Below are 18,705 nucleotides of genomic sequence, written 5' to 3' on the forward strand. Positions count from 1 at the left end.
CCCTGATCCCAGCACCACGGACGCCATTGCCACCGCCCAACTCATCGCTCTCGGTGCCACTGTTGTCGCCCTTGTCGGCAACAGCCCCGCAATCCCCGCAATCCCCATCTTCGGCGCCTTCGTCAATGCCGTCGGCCGCGCCCTTGTTGTCACCGTTCTCGCCGCTGGTGCCGTTGCCGGCGCCGAGGACGCGGTTGCGGCCGGGACGCGCGGACGGCCGCGGCGCCCGGCTGGCCAGGCCGCTCACGGCGGCCCTGGCGGGGCTGCTGCTGGCCGGGTCCGCGGCCCTCGCCGTGCCGGCCGGCGTCGCGTGGGGGACGCCGTCGTCGACGTCGTCGAGCCTGGACGCCGTGCGGGCCGAGATCGATCGAACCCGGGCCGCGCTCGACGAGTCCACCCGGCAGACGGCGCGGGCCGCCGAGGACTTCGACGCCGGGCGAATCCGGCTCGCCGCGGCGCAGCGGGCCGCGGCGGCCGCGGCCGAACGGGTCGGCCGGGCCGATGACGCGGTGCGCGCGGCCGCGGACCGCCACCGCGGGCTGGCTGTGTCGGCCGAGAGCGCCGGCGGCCTGCGGGACCTGTCCCTGCTGCTGACCGGCGACCCCCGGCGCGTCCTCGACCGGATGGGCGCCGTGGACGCGCTGGCCCGCCGACAGCGCGTGGCGGACAGCGGGCTACGGCTGGCCCGGCTTGACCTGACGCAGGCGCGGCAGGAGGCGGATGCGGCTCTCGCCGACCAGAAGAAGATCATCTCCGATCTCGGCGAGCGCAAGCGGTCCATCGAGGCGGCCGCGGATCATCAGCACGATCTGCTGAACCAGTTGAGTGCGCGGTTCGCCGAGCTGGAGCAGAGGGCCAGAGCGGAGGCCGCGGCCGCGCGTCGGGCCGAACAGGCGGCGCGGGCCGCTGCCGCTGCCGCCGCGGCCCGCGAGGCCGCTGCCGAACAGGCCCGCTACCAGCAGCAGGCGGGTGCCGCCGCGGCCGCCGGGCGGGATTTCGCCGCGACTCCGGTGGCGGCGGCGCCCGCCGCGCCGGCACTCGGCAGCGGTGGTGCGTCGACGGCGGTGCGGGAGGCGTACGCGCAACTGGGCAAGCCGTATGTCTGGGGAGCGGAGGGGCCGAACACCTTTGACTGCTCCGGGCTGACCCAGTGGGTCTGGCAGAAGGCCGGCGTCGCGCTCAGCCACTACACCGGGTCTCAGTGGAACGAGGGGCGCCGGGTGAGCCGGGCGGAGCTGCTGCCGGGCGATCTGGTCTTCTTCGACGCGGATCTTGGTCACGTCGGCATCTATGTAGGTGCCGGAAAGATGATCCACGCCCCCCGCACCGGCGAGGTGGTGCGGGTCGAGAACGTGTGGTGGTCGAGCTTCCAGGGCGGGGTGCGACCAGGGGGCTAGGCCGTGGGCGAGGGGCGTCGTCCGAGTCTGGACGACGCCCGGTGGTGACGGTTCAGCGGTCGACGTAGACGAGCGCCGCCGTGCTGCGGCTGATTTCCGCGTCGGTGTCGCCGTTCGGCGTCACGATGCGGATGATGTCCCCGCGGGAACCCGGCATGACCTGGGCCCCGGGCACGATCGCGGCGTCCTGGAGCCGGCGCATGGCGGTCTCGTCGGTCTGCAGCCGCTCGGAGATCCAGCTCACCGTGACCGGCAGGCCGCCGTCCGCGGTCGCGCGGTCGGCGGAGGCCAGCAGACTCACCGGCGCGTTGGTGGGCTGAGCGCTCTCCCGGTTCTGCGCGGGCGGGATCTCGTTGCCGAACGGGCAGCGTTTCGGATCGCCGAGCAGCACGGTGAGGCGAGCCTCGACCTCGTCGGAGATCACATGCTCCCAGCGGCATGCCTCGTTGTGCACCAGGGCCCAGTCCAGCCCGATGACCTTGGTGAGCAGGAGCTCCGCAAGCCGATGCTTGCGCATCACCGCGGTCGCGCGCAGCAACCCCTTCTCGGTGAACTGCACGGTGCGGTCGTCCGCGAGGGACACGAGACCCTCGTTGGCCAGGCGAGCGGTGGACTCGCTGGCGGCCGGCGCGCTGACGTGCAGCCGCTCCACGAGGCGCGCCCGTAGCGGGGGGATGCCCTCTTCCCTCAGTTCGTACAAGGTCCGGAGGTACATCTCGGTACTGTCGATCAGTCCAGTCACCGGTCTCCTTCGTCTGTTCCAGAGTACGCCGCACCCATCGGATGCAAGAGCCATGTGTCCTTTGGCGACCGTGTCGGTTGTCCGCCGACCGGCACGCCGCCGAGCGCGGCCCGAGGACCGCGCTCACCCGTCCCGGCCCTGTCGGTGCCCCGCACTAGAATCGTCGTCATGAGCACGACCCAGATCGCACCTGAGACGTCGGACACCAGTACTGATGAGGGCGACGACCACTCCCATTACGCTCGTCGGGAGGAGATCGTCCGGGCTTCCATCGAGGGCGGGCGGGTCACCGCGCTGTGCGGTTACCGGTTCGAACCCGTTCGGGACCCCTCCCGTTACCCGATCTGCCCCAAGTGCAAGGAACTCGTGGAGATGGCCCAGCAGTTCGGCTGACCAGCCGGCGGTTGGCCGGGAGCGGCTCCGTCGGTCGTACGATCGGCAGGCGCCTGGTTCCCGCCATGCGCGCACCTGCCCCAGTAGCTCAGTGGATAGAGCGACCGCCTCCTAAGCGGTAGGCCGTAGGTCCGATTCCTACCTGGGGCACGTACCCCGCCTGACCAGGCAAGCTTCGTGCTTGCCGGCGCGGGCATGGTCGAGGTCAGTGATGCTGGACGTACTAACTACCTCCCATCGTGGGACCTTGGGGAGGGCGTGCCGGCTGCTGCTGCTGACCGGGCTCGGCTGAATCCCATGGATCTTCGGCTGGCCGGCTGGAGATCCACGCGATGACGATCGTGGGCGCTACGGCGGATGGTGGCACGCGCAAGATGACGGATGTAACCTTTCGTGGCCTTCGGGTGGCGGAAGTTACCGCGTGTGGCCGCCGGCATCCAACGCGATGATCTCTCTCCCGGGTCGTCGTGGTCGCCTTGTATGGCGCAAACCGGATGTGGACCGTACGGAGGGGCCATGGCGTTCCCCGGGGTGCGGATAAACCGGGTCAAATGGTACGCGCCAGACCGCGATGCTCTGTGAGCGCTCACAGAAACGAGCCGTGGACGTCGGGGCGCCGCCCCGGTGGTGAAGTCGCGCGACGCACAGTACGCCGCAGACACAAGGCTGTGACTCGGCGACCCCAACCGCGAGCCCACGACCTCCGACGGGATGTTCGAGGCCGTGGTCCGTCGCGGCCAGGCTGTCGGAGTCCCCGACCTGGCCGGGTGCGGCGGGCCGACGCGCCCAGGCTCAGGATCAACGGCTGGGTGGCCGGATCTGACACCGATGAGGGCGCCCCGAGGTCCTGCCCGGCGTCCTCCACGCGATCAGCGCCTCGGCTCCGTCCGCAGCCGACAATCCGCCCCACGACGGGCGCGAGCACCACCTGCAAGGCGCGCGCGGGGCGGCCCGTGCCGCATGCCGGCCCGATCGGCCCGCTTGCCGAGCTTCGCCCGCTGCCGGTTTGCGATGCTGTACAGGTGATTCCGGGGTGGCGTGTGACGCGACGGTTACCGCAGGCCGAGAGGCGGCGCCCGTCGGCGCGGGTGTGCCCGGCATGAGCACCTCCGGCGGTGGCGGCGCCGACGAGCCGGCGAATGCGGCGGTGGGCAAGGCCAATCCCGCATACAGCGTGACGGTTCGGGTGCCGGGCACCGCGCGGGCCGCCATCGACGCGGTGATCGCCGCCGGTCCGGGTGAGATCACCTGCTACGCGGACGAGCCGGATCCCGCCGGCCGGCGGATCACTCTCGACGCGGACAGCGGCCCGACGCTGACCTGGCTGGTTCAGGCTCTGCGCCGTCAGCTCGGCACGGATCTGTTGCAGACGGAGGATCCGGTCTTCGCGGTGGCGTCGACCGGCAAGCTCACCCAGTCGCTGTGCGCGTCGGTCACCACCGGCCACGACCTGGCCCTGCTGGACGCCGATGCCGACCGACGGGTCATCCGGCACCTGGCCCGACACCCGACGCACACTGACCTGTTCACCGGGCGGCCGCGGCGGGTCGCCCTGGTCACCGACGCCAGTGCCGTGCTGGACTTCGAGCCCCTCACCGCCGAGGCCGCGCTGCCCGCGGTGGAGTCGCAGGCGGTGCATCTGCACCGGGCGACCGGGCTGGACGTCATCCCGATGCCCATCGCCGCCCGGGATGCCGGCGAGCTGCGCCTCGCCATCGCCATGCTGGCGCCCGGCTTCGCCGCCACGGTGCTGGTGCACACCCGGGTCAGCCACGTGGACGCCGTTCGCGCCGCGCCCACCGTGGCCGGGACCGCGGCGCTGCTGGACACCCTCAACGACGGCCTCGCCGTCGCCGCGACCGCGGCGATCATCAATCATCTCCGCGGGCGGCGGGTGCGACCGGGTGCGGCCCGCGTGGCCGTGGTGGATCCGGCCCGCGGCGGCGACCTGGCCGGGCTGCTGCTCGCCGCCGGAATCCGTGACCTGACGCTTTACGATCCACTCGCCTGCGGGATCCAGCCGCTGCACCGGATGGCGGCCGATCTCGACCTGGTGGTGGATCTCATCGGCCTGGCGTCGCCTCCGGCGGGCGCACCGGTGCTGCGCATCCGGCCGCAGTCGCCACCGCCGCTGGCGTCGGCGGCCTTCGGACCGCGTCCGCTGCACGCGCTGCCCGGTCTGCTGTGCGCCGCCGTCCGGGCGCACCGGGTGATCACCGCGCCGGCACGGCTTGCCGCGGTGCGGGCGCTCGTCGAGCTGACTCCGGTCGGCGGGCTGTTGCCGCCGCTGGATCATCCACGGCTGACCGCGGCAGTGGATCAGGCGGCGACCCGGGCATTGACGGAGAGCTGACCCCGGGCCGCGACCATGGGGAACCCTCGGTGGGGAGCCCGTGATGGGGGCCCGCGGTGCGGACCGATCGGGTGGTGGGCGTCCGCCGCGCCGCGCCCGTTGGAATGTCGTCCGGTGAGCGTGGTCCCGGGCGGGCCCGCGGTATTCCTGCCGGATCATGGCTGCCGGTCACCCCGGAAACATCGTCGCGCCGCGGGCACGGCTTTGTGGATGCGCGTCCGGCGGCGGGGCGGGAAGAATTTTCCGTTGGCGTCCGGAGAATCTACTGGGCCAGGGGCGCCGGGACCTGTTCGCGAAGCTCGACGGAAGAGTGCTGAACCGAGTATCGGTGACTCGTGGGTGTCGCGGCGGCGTGCGGTCGCCGAACGAACGTCGAACAATTGCGTACGACTTTCGCCGGCGGACCCTCGCGACCCTTCCCACGGTGCCCGGGTGGCGGCTGGGGGAGGTCGGGAACCTGGCTGGCCGGGCGTGGGCGGGGCGGGGCGGGGCGTTCCCGCGGCGCCAGCCGGCGGCGCGGGTACCCGCCGGCTCCCCCGTGACCCGCTGTCTGCGGAGCGGTCCGGCGGTGCGGCCGCTCGGCGACTGGCCGATGGTGGGCCGCTGGCCGGTCGGCGGACCCACTCTGCCCGGGTCGGGGGCGGGAGTCAGTCCGACGACGGCGGGACGAGGCGGCGCAGGGCCTGCGCGGCGAGCTCGTAGCCCAGTGCGCCGAGGCCGACCACGACCCCGCTGGCCAGCGCGGACAGGATCGACTCATGCCGGAACGACTCGCGCGCCCAGACGTTCGACAGGTGCACCTCGATCCACGGGTTCGGGTAGTTCGCCAGGGCGTCCCGCAGGCTCCAGCCGTACATCATCAGAGCGCCCGGATTGACGATCGCGCCGACCGATTCGTAATTGTCCTGAACGGCGTGGATCAGTTCGCCCTCTGATTCCCGCTGAATTGACACCAGCTTCCAGCCGCGGTCGGCGATCTGGCTGCCTACTGCTGATTCGATGTCGGCGAGGGTGGCGGTTCCGTATACTTCTGGCTGGCGACGGCCGAGGATTCCAAGATTCGGGCCGTTCAGAAGAAGAAGCGTGCTCACCGGACCTCATTACTGCTATTGACCGGCCTGGCCGGCCGGCGTCTGCCGGAGAATATCGCAGCGTCCGGAGGGCGCCGGCCGCGCCGGCGGACCCGCCAATGTGACCGGCACGGGTGCCTTCGGTGCCCGATAGTGGGATTATTGGTCCCACGTTGATCGGGGTGTGGCCTGGGATGGGCGGAGGGCGGACCAGCCGGAGGTGTTCTCGGAGTGCTGAGGTACCGTCCGTCGCGCACCTATCGTGCGGATTCTTCGGGCGACCCACGGTAATGAACCACCGACGGCCGGGATCCTAACGCGAATCTATCGTCACGTGAGAAAAGGGTGGGGACCATGAGCGGTGGAGCGCGTCGAGCGCCAGAGCTGCCGGCCTGGCCGCAGTACTCCGACGAGGAGCGCGACGGCCTGATCCGTGCCCTCGAACAGGGCCAGTGGTGGCGGATGGGCGGCAGCGAGGTCGATAGTTTCGAGCGCGAGTTCGGTGCTTATCACGGCGCGGACTACACGCTCGCGGTCACCAACGGCACCCACGCGCTGGAGCTGGCCCTCCAGGTTCTCGGGGTCGGTCCGGGCACGGAGGTCATCGTCCCGGGGTTCACGTTCATCTCGTCCTCCCAGGCGGCGCAGCGGCTGGGCGCCGTGGCCGTGCCGGTGGACGTCGACCTGGACACGTACTGCATCGACCCGGCGGCGGTGGCCGCCGCCGTCACCCCCCGCACCAAGGCGATCATGCCGGTGCACATGGCCGGCCAGGTCTCCGACATGGACGCGCTGGCCAAGCTCTCGGCGGACACGGGCATCCCGATCCTCCAGGACGCCGCCCACGCGCATGGCGCGCAGTGGCAGGGCCGCCGCGTCGGTGAGCTCGGCTCCGTGGCGTCGTTCAGCTTCCAGAACGGCAAGCTGATGACGGCCGGCGAGGGTGGCGCCGTGACCTTCCCGGACTCCGAGCTGTTCGAGGCCGCGTTCCTGCGGCACAGCTGCGGGCGGCCGCGCACCGACCGCCGCTACTTCCACCAGACGTCCGGGTCGAACTTCCGGCTCAACGAGTTCTCCGCATCCGTCCTGCGGGCCCAGCTCGGCCGGCTGGCCGGCCAGATCGACACCCGCGAGCAGCGGTGGCCGGTGCTCGCCGAGGCGCTCGCCGCCATCCCGGGCGTCGTCCCGCAGGGGCGGGACGAGCGCTGTGACCGCAACCCCCACTACATGGCGATGTTCCGGCTGCCGGGGATCGGCGAGGAGCGCCGCAACGCGCTTGTCGACGCGCTGCTCGAGCGGGGCCTGCCGGCCTTCGCCGCGTTCCGGGCGATCTACCGGTCCAACGGTTTCTGGGAGACCGGGGCCCCCGACGAGACGGTCGACCAGATCGCGGGCCGCTGCCCGAACACCGAGGCGCTCAGCGCCGAGGGCATCTGGCTGCACCACCGCACCCTGCTGGGCACCGAGGCACAGATGCACGAGGTCGCGGCGGTCGTGGCCGACGTGCTGGCCGCGCAGTGACGCAGCCGGTTCCGGAGTCGACCACCGGGCGCCAGGACCCCTTACGGGTCGCCGTCATCGGCCTCGGCTGGGCCGGTCGGTCGATCTGGCTGCCGCGGCTGCGGGAGCATCCCCGTTTCGTGGTGACAGCGGCTGTCGATCCCGACCCGGCCGTACGGGCCGCCGTCGGCGGGGACGACCCGGGACTCGACCTGTTCGCCGACGTGGCCGAGCTGACCGGCAGTGACGCCGCCCGCCCCGATCTCGCGGTGGTGGCGGTACCCAACCACCGCCATGCCGACGTCGCCGAGAGCCTGCTGGCCGTGGGCATACCGGTGTTCCTGGAGAAGCCGGTCTGCCTGAGCTCCGCGGAGGCCGACCGGCTGGCCGCGGCCGAGACGGCGGGCAACGCGACCCTGCTGGCCGGCAGCGCCGCGCGGTACCGGGCGGACGTCAGCCGCCTGTACGAGGTCGCGGCGGGGCTCGGCGCGATCCGCCACGTGGACCTCGCCTGGGTGCGCGCCCGCGGCATCCCCGACGCCGGCGGCTGGTTCACCCGGCGGGAACAGTCCGGCGGCGGTGCGCTCGTCGACCTCGGCTGGCACCTGCTGGACACGCTCACCCCGCTGCTGGGCAGCGTCTGGTTCCACCAGGTGGTCGGAACCACGTCGGACGACTTCGTCAACGACGAGGCGTGGGCGGCCTCCTGGCGCCACGACGACGAGGCCGGTGGCCCCAGCCGCTCGGGCGGCGACGTGGAGGACACCGCCCGTGGCTTCCTCATCACCGAGGAGGGCACGTCGGTGGCGCTGCGGGCGAGCTGGGCCTCGCACGAGGCCCGCGACCTGACCGCGATCACTGTCGAGGGCGCCGGCGGCACCGCGTCGCTGCGCTGCACCTTCGGTTTCGGCCCGAACCGGCAGGACCGGTCGGTGCTCACCCTGACCCGGACCGGGGAGACGACGACCGTTCCCCTGGCCGAGGAGCCGATCGGTACCGAGTACCGCCGGCAGCTCGACGTGCTGCCGGCGATGCTGGTCGACCCGGCCTCCCGCGGACGGGCGATCGCCGAGGTCCGCCCGACGATCGCCGCGATCGAACGGCTCTACGACTCCGCACGTTCGCACCGGACGGTGCCACCGCTGGTACACGCGGGCCGATGACGCCCCGCCGCTAACACCGATGTCCGATTTATCGAGCCCGGGGGGGCGCGTGGGTACGGAACTGCAGGACAGGTCGGCGGCGGACGGCTTTGGCCGGACCGCGATCCCCGAGTCGGCGCCCGCCGCGGCCGGCGGCGTCCGCCGGCGAGTGGTGATCTTCGATCTCGACGGGGTGCTCGTCGACAGCTTCGGCGTGATGCGCCAGGCGTTCACGACCGCCTACGCCGAGGTCGTCGGCGCGGGCGAGCCCCCTTTCGAGGAGTACGAACGCCATCTCGGCCGCTACTTCCCCGACATCATGCGGATCATGAATCTCCCGTTGGAGATGGAGGAGCCGTTCGTCCGGGAGAGCTACCGGCTCGCCCGCGAGGTGACGCTCTTCGACGGGGTCGGCGAGATGCTGCGGACCCTGCGGGCGCGCGGTTACGGCCTGGCGGTCGCCACCGGCAAGGCCGGACCACGAGCCCGCCACCTGCTCGGCGAGCTCGACGTCCTGCCGTTGTTCGACCATGTCATCGGCTCCGACGAGATCGCCCGGCCGAAGCCGGCGCCGGACATCGTCCTGCGCGCCCTGGACCTGCTCGGCGCCGGTCCCGAGGAGGCGATGATGATCGGCGACGCCGTCGCGGATCTCGACAGCGCCCGCGGTGCCGGAGTGCTGGCCGTCGCCGCGCTGTGGGGGGAGACGGACGGCGTCGAGCTGATCGCCGCCGAGCCGGACGCCGTGCTGCACCGTCCCGCCGAGCTGCTGGCGCTGCTTGGTGAGCTGGAGCCGAATCCGGAACCGGGCATCCCCGGCCAACTGGTGGCCGGCCCGGCCGGGGTGCCCACGGCGCACGCGACGCGGGTCGTCATGCCGCCGACCCCGGTGACGGTGACGCCGGTCGCCCAGGGACTGCTCGCCGCCGACTGACCGGGCCGTTATCCGGCCGCGACCGCCGCCTGATCGGGGCGGCCGCGGACGCCGTCGCGGGGCTGGCCGGACCGTTGGATCAACCCTGCTGGCGGGCCAGCAGGATCGCGCCTGACAGTGACGAAAGGCCGCCGAGCACGGCCGCCCGCACCGGTGCGGGCGGATGGCCGGGTCGCCCGAGCGCGCGGGCCTGCTCGTCGACGGCGGCCGCGAAACCCGTCAGCCCGTCGGCGAAACCGCCGCCGATCACGGCCAGGGCCGGATGCAGCAGTTCGGTGAGGCCGACGACGGCGACGGCCGCCGCCGCCGCACTCTCCCGCACCGCCCGCACGGCCCAGTCGGTGCCGGCGAGCCACTGCGCGCGCAGCTCGGGAAAACTCACGGCATCGGCATCGGCATCGGCATCGGTGTTGGTGCCCGGGCCGGTGGTGGCGGCGGACCGGTGCCGCGCGGCGCGGCGCAGGGTCGCGGGACCGCTGGCGACGGCCTGCACGCAGCCGCGCCGACCGCAGGTGCACGGCGCCCCGTCGGCCGCAATCACCATGTGCCCGATCTCGGCCGAGCCGCGGCCGGGCCGCGGACAGTTGCGGCCGTCCAGCACGATCCCGCCGCCGACCCCGGTGCCGATCCCCAGGTACACCAGGTTCGGGCAGCCAGCCGCGGCCGCCTCGGCGAGGGCGGCGAGGTCGCCGTCGTCCGCGTACGCGACGGCCGCGCCCGGCGCCAGGTCGCGCAGCGCTCCGTCCAGCGCGAGGCCGCTCCAGCTCGGGCGTCCCGGCCACGTCGTCACGAGGCCGGTCGGGTCCACCGTCGCCGGCATCGCCAGGCCGACCGCGCTGATCGGACCGGCCCAGCGGGACCGCAGCGATGCGACCTGTCGGGCGAGTGCGTCGAGGTCACCCGCGGCGCTGGCCATCGGCTCCCAGCGGAACGTCGCTTCGACCGGCGTGCCTGCGCCGTCGGTCGCGTCGGACCCGTCGACCGGATCACCAGCCGGCAGCGCCGGTTCGATCCGCAGCGCGACCTTGGTGCCACCGATGTCGATGCCGAGGACACCGGCGGTCGTCGTCGGGCTGGGCGCGGGCATGGTCGTGGTCCTCCCGGATCGGTCGGGCACGGGCGTCAGCCGTCGTTCGCCGGGCCGAGCCCGAAGAAGGCCCGGTACAGGTCGAGCTGCTCGGCGAGCATGGGCAGTCCCGGCTGGGTGGGCAGGCCGAGCCGCTCCGCGGCGGCCAGCAGGCGGGTCCGCGCCGGTTTCATGATGATGTCCGCGACGACGCAGCCGGCGGGCAGTTCCTCGGGCCGTAGTGGCAGCGGGTCGTCGGGACGCAGGCCGAGCGGGGTGGCGTTCACCGCAAGGTCGACGTCTCGGGTCGCGGGTGTCGCGGCGAGCCTGGTGCGGCCGGGCCAGTGGGCCTCCAGCCGACGGACGAGGTCCGCGCACCTCGCCTGGTCCGGGTCGTGGACGGCCAGGCTGGCGCAGCCGGCGTCGAGCAGCGCGACCGCGATGGCGCTGCCGGCCCCGCCGGCCCCCAGCAGGGCCACCCGTGCGCCGCGGACCCAGTGGCCGGCGGCAGCCAGCCCGCGCACGAAACCGGACCCGTCGAAGTTGTCGGCCCGCCAGCCGCCGCCGGGGGCGCGGCACAGCACGTTGGCGCTGCCGCTGATCCGCGCGGCCGTGCTCCGCTCGGCGGCGAGGGCGCAGGCGGCGACCTTGTGCGGGATCGTGACGAGCACGCCGTCCAGGTTCGCGGTGGCGGCGAGGCCCGCGAGGACGGTGGCGAAGTCGGCCGGGCGGGCGTGCACGGGCACCAGGACGGCGTCGTGCCCGAGCTGGGCGAACAGCGGGTTGAGCAGCGACGGCGCCCGCACCTGGGCCACCGGATCGCCGATGACGGCGTACAGCCTGGTGACGCCGCTGATGGGCGGCGCCGTCGGGGCGAAGGACGCCGCCGTCACGCTGCCTGCTTCTGGGGCATCGCGGCGAGCGTCGCCAGCACGAGGTCCTCGGCCACGTCGGGGACGAGTTCGGGGCCGGCCGAGCCGTCGAGAACGAACGTCAGGCCGGTGTTCGTGGACTTCTTGTCCAGCCGCATCACCGTGACGAGGTCGCGAAGATCGATCCCGGCGGGCAGGGCCCAGGGCAGTCCGTAGCCGCGCACCACGTCGAGGTGCTCCGCGACCCGGTCGGGGCCGATCCGGCCGAGCGCCCCGGCGAGCCGGCCGGCGAACACCGTGCCGATCGCGACGCCCTCGCCGTGACGCAGCGCGTAGTCGGTGACCCGTTCCAACGCGTGGCCCAGGGTGTGGCCGTAGTTGAGGATGTGGCGCAGGCTGGAGTCCCGCTCGTCGCGGGCGACGACGGCCGCCTTGAGCGCCACGCTCGCCGCGATCTGCTCGGCGACCGGGCGTCCCTGCAGGTCGGGCGCGCCGATGAAGTGGGCCCGGGCAATCTCCCCGTAGCCGTTGACGCGTTCCCGGTCAGGCAGTGTGGCCAGGTAGTCGGTGTCGCACAGCACGGCGCTGGGCTGCCAGTAGGCGCCCACCAGGTTCTTGCCCGCGGGCAGGTTCACCGCCGTCTTCCCGCCGACGCTCGCGTCCACCTGGGCGAGCAGGGAGGTCGGCAGGTGCACGACGGCGACGCCGCGGTGGTAACATGCGGCCGCGAAACCGACCACGTCCGTGGTCGTGCCGCCACCGCAGGAGATCACCACGTCGGACCGGGTCAGCCCGAAGTCGGCGAAGTGGCTGCACAGCCTCTCGACGTTCGCCATCGTCTTGTCCGCCTCCCCGTCCCGGGCGGGCAGGCGCAGCGCCGGCACCCCGGGGTCGGGGACGGCGTCGAGGGGGCGCGCGGAGATGATCGCGGCCCGCCTCGCCCCGATCCGGGCGACCACCTCAGGCAGGGTGTGGCGGACCCCGGCGCCGATGTCGATCGGGTAGCCACGCTCGCCGAGTTCGACCCGGACCCGCCGGTGGTCGGGGCCGAGCCGGTCGATGGGGCTGAGCCGGTCGATGGGGCTGAGCGGCTGACGGACGGGTGAGCCGGTCACGTGTCGTCTCCTGTTCGGCGGGTGTGGTCGGGGGCGTGGGCGCTGGTCGGCCCGCTGGCGGGGCCCGCCGTGGAGCCCTGTGCCCAGTCTGCCCGGGGGACGCGTCCGCTTCCCGAACCGGGGGAGCGGGGGAGCCGGCGGCCGAGATACGCTCCTGCGCGCGGGCTGACGGGCGTCCGAGGGGGGACACGCCGAGTTGGGCACGCCGAGGGGGGCACGCCGAGTTGGGCACGCCGAGTTGGGCACTCAGTGTGCGGTCGATCGAAGAGGAGCCTGCTCGGGTGGCACCTACGCGCGGCAGCGGCGTCTGGTCGGCCCGGTTTTGGCCCGCGTTCGCGACAGGGCCGGCAATCTGCGTCAGGCTCGGCACCGTGGGCCGCGTCCCGGATCGCAGCACCGAGGGAACGCCGCCAGCCCGTTCGACGAGGAGTCCGTCATGACCAAGCCGACCTCCGTGAACGACGCCGACGCCGGGGCGTCGCCAGCCGAGGCGGCCGGGACGCCGCCCGGCGCCGCGACGGACAGTGATGTCGCGAGCGCCGGAATCGGCAGCACATCAGATGATCCGTATCCGGACGGCTATTCGGACGTAACTGAGCCGGATGGTGCGGTGGGGTCCGACGACGAACTGCCCGGCGCCCGGGCGCTGTGGATTCTCGCGTTCACGTTCGCGATCGTCGGACTGTTCTTCCCGCTGGCCGGACTGATCGCGATCGGTTGCGGGGCGTTGGCCTGGCGCAGAGGCAGCGGGCGTGGTCGGACGGCGACCCTCGTCGCAATCGGTACGACGCTCGTCGGAATCATTCTTACGATCATCGTCCTCACGACCTGACTATTCCGTCGCCGGTCGGGACGGCGTTCACCCGACCGGTTGGCGGCACAGGTGAGGCCGCCCAGCTCGGGGGGTGCCGGGCGGCCTCGATTGATGATGACATTTAAGGTGCGTCCGGCACAAGTCTGCGGGCGGGTCGCCGGTGTGGTGTCGGGTCAGAGCGGCCAGGTCGCGCCATGCCGGAGCAGCGCGATCAGCAGGCCCGAGCCGGCGTCCAGGTACGCCTCGGTCGGCTCGGTGCGGTTCGGCTGGACCTGTTCGATGACGGCCCCGTGGGCCTGCGCGCCCCGCAGCGCCGCCCGCGGGTTACTGACCAGGTAACCGACGGCGAACAGGCCCTCGCCGCGCCGGTCGAGGATCTCCCGCGCGACCGTCGGGTGCGGGCCGGGCTGGATCAGTTCGACCAGGCCGGCGCCGAGGCGACCGACCGCGATCCGGGTCCCGTCGAGCGCGACCAGCCGGCCGTGCCGCAGTGCCGGGCCGGACAGCTCACCGGACTGCCACGCCTCCACACCCAGCTCGACGGTGTGCAGCTCGCGGGCGAGGTCCAGGTCGGCGACGACGATGGCGAAGTGGTGGAAGGTCAGGTCCGCCAGTATGGAATCGACGGCGGCGAAACCCTCCGCAGCGTACGGAGCGAATGGTCCGGACTGGAGCGCGTCGGTCGTCAGAAGACCGTCGCGGGGCGTCCGGGACCGAGGAAGAAAGACTGATTCTATTGTCACGACGCCCCCTCCGCGTCCCACCGTTATCGGGGGAGCGACGCCGATCCTAGCCGTATCAGGCCAGGCCGGCGATCGGCGGCCCCGGCCGTGGCGTGCCGATCGGCACCGCAGGAACGATGATGCGTCCATGCCTGCTTTCATCGAGAAGCCGACCATCATCGAGGCCGCGGGGAACCTGCCCAAAGTCATTCGCGAGTATGTGGGTGCGGTGAACACCGGTACCCAGGGCATGAGCATCGCCCACATGACGAGCCCGGCTGGTTGGGTGGAACCCGGCCAACGGCCGGAGTTCGACGAGTACACGGTCGTCCTGCGGGGATCGCTGACGGTGGCGCACGACGGCGGCGCCATCGTGGTGGCGGCCGGGCAGGCGGTGCACACCGCCGCGGGCGAGTGGGTGCGCTACAGCACCCCGGACGCCGACGGCGCCGACTACATCTCGGTCTGCCTGCCGGCCTTCCTGCCGCAGACGGTCCACCGGGACGAGTGACGGGCCGCGGCCAGCGTCGACAGCCAGGACGTGGGCAGGTTGGTTTCCGTTGCGCGTGCAACGTCGTACTGTCGGCAAATGAGCGGACCCGTCTCGTCTGTCGACGTCACCGCCGGGCTGGCCCCATCGTCCGATGCGCCGGTCCAGGACGCCGCCGCGCCGCAGGTCACCGAGGCGAGAACGGTGGAGGTGGGCGGCCTGCCGGTGCGCCGGGCGCTGCCTGGCCGGGCCCGGCGCACCGTCGGCGCCTGGTGTTTCGTGGATCACCTGGGGCCGACCGCGGTGTTGGCGACGCGGCCGGTCGAGATCGGTCCGCACCCGCACATCGGTCTGGCCACGGTCACCTGGCTCGTGTCCGGGTGCCTGGTGCACCTGGACAGTCTCGGCAGCGACCAGGTGCTGCGGCCGGGTCAGCTCAACCTGATGACGGCCGGCAACGGCGTCGCCCATGCGGAGGTGTCCGGGGACGGGCCCGGTGCCCCAGGGTCCGGTGCTCCAGGTCCGGGTGAGCTGCACGGCGTGCAGATGTGGATCGCCCAGCCGGAGGGCACCCGGCATGGCCCGTCCGCCTTCGCACACCACGCCGACCTGCCCGCGGCCGAGTTCGGCGCGGTCGAGGCGACGGTGCTGCTCGGCGAACTCGGCGGCGTGACGTCCCCGGCCCGCACCGACACCCCGCTGGTCGGTGCGGAGCTGGCGCCGCGCGGCAACGGGGTGATACCGCTGCGGAGCAGCTTCGAACACGCCCTCGTGGTCCTCACCGGTGCCGTGCGGGTGGGCGATCGCATCCTCACCCCGGGGCGGTTGGGCTACCTGGGCGCCGGCCGTGCGGAACTCGACCTCGGGGGCGAGGACGGCACCCGCGCGATGCTGCTCGGCGGCGAGCCGTTCACCGAGCCGCTGGTGATGTGGTGGAACCTCGTCGCGCGGTCCCGGGCCGAGATCGAGGCCGCCCGCGACGACTGGCAGGCCGGCACCGACCGCTTCGGCTCCGTGGCGACCACCGTCGCGCGGACGGTGGCGCCCCGGCCCCCGTGGTCGCCCGGCTGAACCCCGGCTTCCTCAGAGTTTGTCGATCTGCCTGGCGATCGTGTCGACGTCGGAGTACGTCAGGCCGACCAGGCCGACCTGCTTCCAGCGCAGCATGCCCTCGGCGTCGACGAGGAAGACCGAGCGGCGCAGCCCGAGGCCGGGTATCCCGATGCCGTACGCCCTGACGGCGTCACGATCCGGATCGGCGAGCAGGGGGAAGCTCAGTCCCTGCTCACGCGCGAAGGCCTCGTGGCTGTCCAGGCCCTGCGGGCTGATGCCCCACACGCGGGCACCGAGGGTGCCGAAAACCTCGATGCCCGCGGAGTAGCTGCAGAGCTGACGGGTGCAGACCGGCGTGTTGTCGCCCGGGTAGAACGCCAGCACGACGGGATGCCCGCGCTCGGCCGCCAGCGAGCACTCGGCGTCCTGCCGCTCGCCGTCGACGAGCACGATTCCCGGCAGCGTCACATCCGGCGCCTGCTTGCCCACGGTGGGACCGGCCATGTCAGGCCGCCGCCCGGTGCGAGCGGAGGTCGTGGGTGGTGGAGGGCCCGAGCGTTCCCTTCTCCGGCCGCTGCGGCCGTCGGGCCGGGCGAGAACTGCCTGACGGGCCCAGAACTGCCTGACGGGCCCAGAACTGCCTGACGGCCCAGTATCGGTGCCCGAAATCGGCCGCTACGGGTTCCGAGCTGTTCAGAGGCTGACCGGCTCGGGTGCCCCTCCCGTGCGGGCCAGCAGGTTGTCGAGGTCGTAGGCGTACCAGCGCCGCATCGATGGCGGCGCGCTGGTGCGGCCCCACTCGTACATCCGGCGCTGCGCCTCGAAGGAACCGTCGTGCCAGCGCCGCAACACATCACCGAGCTGCAGTGGCGCCGGCAGGAACGGCGCGCCACCGAGGAGGTGGGCGAGTCGGTCGACGGCGGCGGCCGGGCTCAGCCGCCCCTCCTCGACGTCGACCATGACCGCGCTCAGCGACTCGAACAGCGGCTGGAACTCGGGCAGATCCGGGCAGAAGGTGCCGGGGAAGGGCGAATCGAGGAGCTGGTCGAACAGCTTGTGATCGCCCGTTTCCAGATAGCTGAAATGCGTGCCGACGATGCGGGCGATGCCGAGGTTCCAGCTCATGAACCACACCTTCGACCACGCCCGCCACAGGTCGAAGTCCCGGAACGAGACGTACGAGCCGTGGACGAGCTTGTCGTTGACGGCCAGGACGGTCTGGTTGAGCGTGTCGATGTGGCGGAAGCGCTCCGCGGAGAAGTCGTCGTCGGCGAGCGCTGTCATCAGGGTCGGCACGAAGGCGTAGATCACCTGCATGGTGTTGGCCATGCCGCGGGAGAACAGGGCGTCGATCGCGCCGGCGGCGTGGCTCATCATCGCCCAGCGATCACCCACGGTGTGGGTGCTGGAGTACTGGGTGCGCCCGGTCGCCACCCAGTCCCAGGCGGGGCGTGCCTCGGCGAACTGCCGGGCCACGCTGGGGAACCGGTCCAGGAAATCGGCCCATTCCTGCTCGGCGGAGCGGCCCGGCTGGCGGGGAAAGCGCTTGGTGTCGAGGTTGAGACCGACGCTGCACAGTGGGTTGGTGGCGTGCCGGTGGTTGTCGAAAGGGATCACCCAGAGCCAGCCGCCGTCGAAAATGTGGTGCAGGGTGCCCTGGTGCCAGCGGGTTGGCTGGCCGCTCGGGGTCGTGACGTCGTCGAACGGGAGGACGCCGACCATGTGGGTGAACAGGGTCCGCGAGCTCGTCCGGAACCGGCAGGGTTCCTCCCGCAGGCCGAAGGCGCTCGCGAGGACCGAATTGCGCCCGGACGCATCGACGACGTACCGCACCCGGATGGTCTCGCCGGTGCTGGTGGTCAGCGTCGCCGCGTCGGCGGTGAAGTCCACCCGTTCGACCTTCGTTCGCTGGCGTGGTTCCGCTCCGTAGCGGACCGCCGTGTAGAACAGGTAGGAGTCGATGTCCTGGCGGTGCATGTGCATCTCAGGGCCGTTCGGAAACTCCGAGACGCTGCACTGGGTGACTTCTTCGGGGTCCTGGACCAGGCCGTCCCGCTGGTACACGAACCCGAAGTTTCGTTTGACGCCGCACGCGGACGTCACATGCGAGCGCACCCCCGCGAAGCTGCTGACGTGGCCGAGTTCAGGAACGTCGAAGCGCTCGGCCAGGAGCTTCAACAGGTAGGTTGTCTCGCCGATCGTCGATTCGCCGAGCGCGAACCGTGGATGAGTACCGCTGTCGACAAGTACCACGCTGTGGCCATGCCGGGCAAGGATGTTGGCGAGTGTAGAACCGGCGATGCCACTGCCAAGGATGGCAACCGAATAGTCGTACCCACTCATGAGAAGACCCCCAGACGCGTCCCGCGGAGAGGGCCGGCTGCATCCCCTCAAATCACAAAAGATCGTAATTATCGCAACCGGCGCACAATTCACACTTAAGCACCCTTGCGAGTGACAGGTGGCGATAAACGCGGCGACAACGACGGTGGGGTAAACAAGTGTCACAAATTGTCATGTTTGTAGGTAAATCAGAAGAATAGTCGGTTTGTTCTATTAGCTCATATTGTGCTGATAATACTAATTAAACTAGTTTCTACCGACTTGGTCGGGCTGATCCGGATCTGCCGTGCGCCGTCGGTCTAGGTGTCGGCGGGGTGGTCCGCGTCGCCCTGTGTGCGGATCTCGACGGACCGGACCGACCGCCAGTTGATCAACATGGTCCGCCCGTCGGCCAGGTGGAGCTGCTCGACCTCGCAGCGGAAAACCGCCTGGCCGACCCGCCGCCGTAGCTCCGCCGGATCGGCGTCCGCCGGCAGTTCGTACGGCTGTCCATCGATCACCAGCTCAACTCTCACGGCCCGAGATTCGCACACGTGTTCGACAATGGCAAATGTCGGGGTGGACTGATCGGGTATGGCGTCCGCCGGCGGCCTCGCGCCGTCGGGCAACGCCGGTCCGCGGGCCAGGGGGGACTGGTTGCCGGTGGCCAGACGCCGATCTGGTATCAGATGAAGCGTTCAGCCGGATTCTGGGTACCTG

General features: G+C 71.8%; 18 protein-coding genes and 1 tRNA gene. 10 read left to right on the forward strand and 9 right to left on the reverse strand.

Annotated elements, in window-relative coordinates; translation table 11 throughout:
* Positions 1 to 194 precede the first annotated feature (194 nt).
* Positions 195 to 1,397, forward strand: coding sequence for a C40 family peptidase (locus tag MXD60_RS09015; RefSeq protein WP_248818548.1), 1,203 nt, complete (start codon positions 195 to 197; stop codon positions 1,395 to 1,397).
* Between the two features lie 52 nt (positions 1,398 to 1,449).
* Here the strand turns inward: MXD60_RS09015 and MXD60_RS09020 are convergent, their stop codons facing one another.
* A complete protein-coding gene (locus tag MXD60_RS09020) occupies positions 1,450 to 2,139 on the reverse strand; it encodes a metal-dependent transcriptional regulator (RefSeq protein WP_248818549.1) in 690 nt (229 codons plus the stop codon).
* Positions 2,140 to 2,307: 168 nt separating this feature from the next.
* Between MXD60_RS09020 and MXD60_RS09025 the strand changes: the two genes are divergently transcribed.
* The 3 genes from MXD60_RS09025 to MXD60_RS09035 all read left to right on the forward strand — a co-directional run bounded on the left by MXD60_RS09025 (position 2,308) and on the right by MXD60_RS09035 (position 4,885).
* On the forward strand, positions 2,308 to 2,532 hold the full coding sequence (locus MXD60_RS09025) for a DUF3039 domain-containing protein (RefSeq protein WP_248818550.1): 225 nt from the start codon (positions 2,308 to 2,310) through the stop codon (positions 2,530 to 2,532).
* 77 nt (positions 2,533 to 2,609) lie between these two features.
* Positions 2,610 to 2,682 (forward strand) — tRNA-Arg (locus MXD60_RS09030).
* Positions 2,683 to 3,631: 949 nt separating this feature from the next.
* Positions 3,632 to 4,885: a malic enzyme-like protein gene (locus tag MXD60_RS09035; protein ID WP_248818551.1), complete on the forward strand. Its 1,254-nt coding sequence runs from the start codon at positions 3,632 to 3,634 to the stop codon at positions 4,883 to 4,885.
* A gap of 647 nt (positions 4,886 to 5,532) precedes the next feature.
* On the opposite strand, the gene MXD60_RS09040 is transcribed toward MXD60_RS09035, so the two are convergent.
* Entirely contained in the window at positions 5,533 to 5,976 is a 444-nt protein-coding gene (locus MXD60_RS09040; RefSeq protein ID WP_248818552.1) for a type II 3-dehydroquinate dehydratase, read from the reverse strand.
* Between the two features lie 333 nt (positions 5,977 to 6,309).
* Here MXD60_RS09040 and MXD60_RS09045 point away from each other — a divergent pair, with 333 nt between their 5' ends.
* The 3 genes from MXD60_RS09045 (at position 6,310) to MXD60_RS09055 (ending at position 9,531) form a co-directional block, all read left to right on the forward strand.
* Positions 6,310 to 7,476: a DegT/DnrJ/EryC1/StrS family aminotransferase gene (locus tag MXD60_RS09045; protein ID WP_248818553.1), complete on the forward strand. Its 1,167-nt coding sequence runs from the start codon at positions 6,310 to 6,312 to the stop codon at positions 7,474 to 7,476.
* Positions 7,473 to 8,618 carry a Gfo/Idh/MocA family protein gene (locus tag MXD60_RS09050; protein WP_248818554.1) on the forward strand — a complete coding sequence of 382 codons (1,146 nt, stop codon included), beginning with the start codon at positions 7,473 to 7,475 and terminating at the stop codon, positions 8,616 to 8,618. Before MXD60_RS09045 ends, MXD60_RS09050 begins: the two co-directional genes overlap by 4 nt.
* A 196-nt stretch (positions 8,619 to 8,814) precedes the next feature.
* The gene (locus MXD60_RS09055) at positions 8,815 to 9,531 is read left to right on the forward strand and encodes an HAD-IA family hydrolase (protein WP_248818576.1); all 717 of its coding nucleotides are present in this window, start codon (positions 8,815 to 8,817) and stop codon (positions 9,529 to 9,531) included.
* Between the two features lie 79 nt (positions 9,532 to 9,610).
* On the opposite strand, the gene MXD60_RS09060 is transcribed toward MXD60_RS09055, so the two are convergent.
* Genes MXD60_RS09060 through MXD60_RS09070 form a run of 3 tightly spaced genes read right to left on the reverse strand, consistent with a single transcriptional unit; the run spans position 9,611 to position 12,584 of the window.
* Entirely contained in the window at positions 9,611 to 10,618 is a 1,008-nt protein-coding gene (locus MXD60_RS09060; RefSeq protein ID WP_248818555.1) for an ROK family protein, read from the reverse strand.
* 35 nt (positions 10,619 to 10,653) lie between these two features.
* Entirely contained in the window at positions 10,654 to 11,490 is an 837-nt protein-coding gene (locus MXD60_RS09065) for a shikimate dehydrogenase family protein (RefSeq protein ID WP_248818556.1), read from the reverse strand.
* Entirely contained in the window at positions 11,487 to 12,584 is a 1,098-nt protein-coding gene (locus MXD60_RS09070; RefSeq protein ID WP_518467613.1) for a 3-dehydroquinate synthase family protein, read from the reverse strand. Before MXD60_RS09070 ends, MXD60_RS09065 begins: the two co-directional genes overlap by 4 nt.
* A 436-nt stretch (positions 12,585 to 13,020) precedes the next feature.
* Here MXD60_RS09070 and MXD60_RS09075 point away from each other — a divergent pair, with 436 nt between their 5' ends.
* Positions 13,021 to 13,416, forward strand: coding sequence for a hypothetical protein (locus MXD60_RS09075; RefSeq protein WP_248818557.1), 396 nt, complete (start codon positions 13,021 to 13,023; stop codon positions 13,414 to 13,416).
* 155 nt (positions 13,417 to 13,571) lie between these two features.
* Here the strand turns inward: MXD60_RS09075 and MXD60_RS09080 are convergent, their stop codons facing one another.
* The gene (locus MXD60_RS09080) at positions 13,572 to 14,141 is read right to left on the reverse strand and encodes a VOC family protein (RefSeq protein WP_248818558.1); all 570 of its coding nucleotides are present in this window, start codon (positions 14,139 to 14,141) and stop codon (positions 13,572 to 13,574) included.
* A gap of 127 nt (positions 14,142 to 14,268) precedes the next feature.
* Here MXD60_RS09080 and MXD60_RS09085 point away from each other — a divergent pair, with 127 nt between their 5' ends.
* Both MXD60_RS09085 and MXD60_RS09090 read left to right on the forward strand, forming a co-directional pair.
* Positions 14,269 to 14,631 carry a cupin domain-containing protein gene (locus MXD60_RS09085; RefSeq protein WP_248818559.1) on the forward strand — a complete coding sequence of 121 codons (363 nt, stop codon included), beginning with the start codon at positions 14,269 to 14,271 and terminating at the stop codon, positions 14,629 to 14,631.
* Positions 14,632 to 14,709: 78 nt separating this feature from the next.
* Positions 14,710 to 15,681, forward strand: coding sequence for a pirin family protein (locus MXD60_RS09090; protein ID WP_248818560.1), 972 nt, complete (start codon positions 14,710 to 14,712; stop codon positions 15,679 to 15,681).
* Between the two features lie 12 nt (positions 15,682 to 15,693).
* On the opposite strand, the gene MXD60_RS09095 is transcribed toward MXD60_RS09090, so the two are convergent.
* The 3 genes from MXD60_RS09095 to MXD60_RS09105 all read right to left on the reverse strand — a co-directional run bounded on the left by MXD60_RS09095 (position 15,694) and on the right by MXD60_RS09105 (position 18,521).
* Positions 15,694 to 16,167: a peroxiredoxin gene (locus MXD60_RS09095; RefSeq protein ID WP_248818561.1), complete on the reverse strand. Its 474-nt coding sequence runs from the start codon at positions 16,165 to 16,167 to the stop codon at positions 15,694 to 15,696.
* Between the two features lie 189 nt (positions 16,168 to 16,356).
* Complete coding sequence (locus MXD60_RS09100; RefSeq protein WP_248818562.1) at positions 16,357 to 18,006, reverse strand: NAD(P)/FAD-dependent oxidoreductase; 1,650 nt, start codon at positions 18,004 to 18,006, stop codon at positions 16,357 to 16,359.
* A gap of 299 nt (positions 18,007 to 18,305) precedes the next feature.
* Positions 18,306 to 18,521, reverse strand: a complete 216-nt coding sequence (locus MXD60_RS09105; protein ID WP_248818563.1) for a hypothetical protein — start codon at positions 18,519 to 18,521, stop codon at positions 18,306 to 18,308.
* Positions 18,522 to 18,705: the final 184 nt, after the last annotated feature.

Source organism: Frankia sp. AgB32 (assembly GCF_023243045.1).
GTDB lineage: Bacteria > Actinomycetota > Actinomycetes > Frankiales > Frankiaceae > Frankia.

Excerpts from the sequence above, each read along its gene's own strand:
- MXD60_RS09025 (WP_248818550.1), top strand. The coding sequence starts at position 2,308 with ATGAGCACGACCCAGATCGCACCTGAGACGTCGGACACCAGTACTGAT.
- MXD60_RS09035 (WP_248818551.1), top strand. The coding sequence starts at position 3,632 with ATGAGCACCTCCGGCGGTGGCGGCGCCGACGAGCCGGCGAATGCGGCG.
- MXD60_RS09045 (WP_248818553.1), top strand. The coding sequence starts at position 6,310 with ATGAGCGGTGGAGCGCGTCGAGCGCCAGAGCTGCCGGCCTGGCCGCAG.
- MXD60_RS09055 (WP_248818576.1), top strand. The coding sequence starts at position 8,815 with ATGCGCCAGGCGTTCACGACCGCCTACGCCGAGGTCGTCGGCGCGGGC.
- MXD60_RS09060 (WP_248818555.1), bottom strand. The coding sequence starts at position 10,618 with ATGCCCGCGCCCAGCCCGACGACGACCGCCGGTGTCCTCGGCATCGAC.
- MXD60_RS09075 (WP_248818557.1), top strand. The coding sequence starts at position 13,021 with ATGACCAAGCCGACCTCCGTGAACGACGCCGACGCCGGGGCGTCGCCA.
- MXD60_RS09085 (WP_248818559.1), top strand. The coding sequence starts at position 14,269 with ATGCCTGCTTTCATCGAGAAGCCGACCATCATCGAGGCCGCGGGGAAC.
- MXD60_RS09090 (WP_248818560.1), top strand. The coding sequence starts at position 14,710 with ATGAGCGGACCCGTCTCGTCTGTCGACGTCACCGCCGGGCTGGCCCCA.
- MXD60_RS09095 (WP_248818561.1), bottom strand. The coding sequence starts at position 16,167 with ATGGCCGGTCCCACCGTGGGCAAGCAGGCGCCGGATGTGACGCTGCCG.
- MXD60_RS09100 (WP_248818562.1), bottom strand. The coding sequence starts at position 18,006 with ATGAGTGGGTACGACTATTCGGTTGCCATCCTTGGCAGTGGCATCGCC.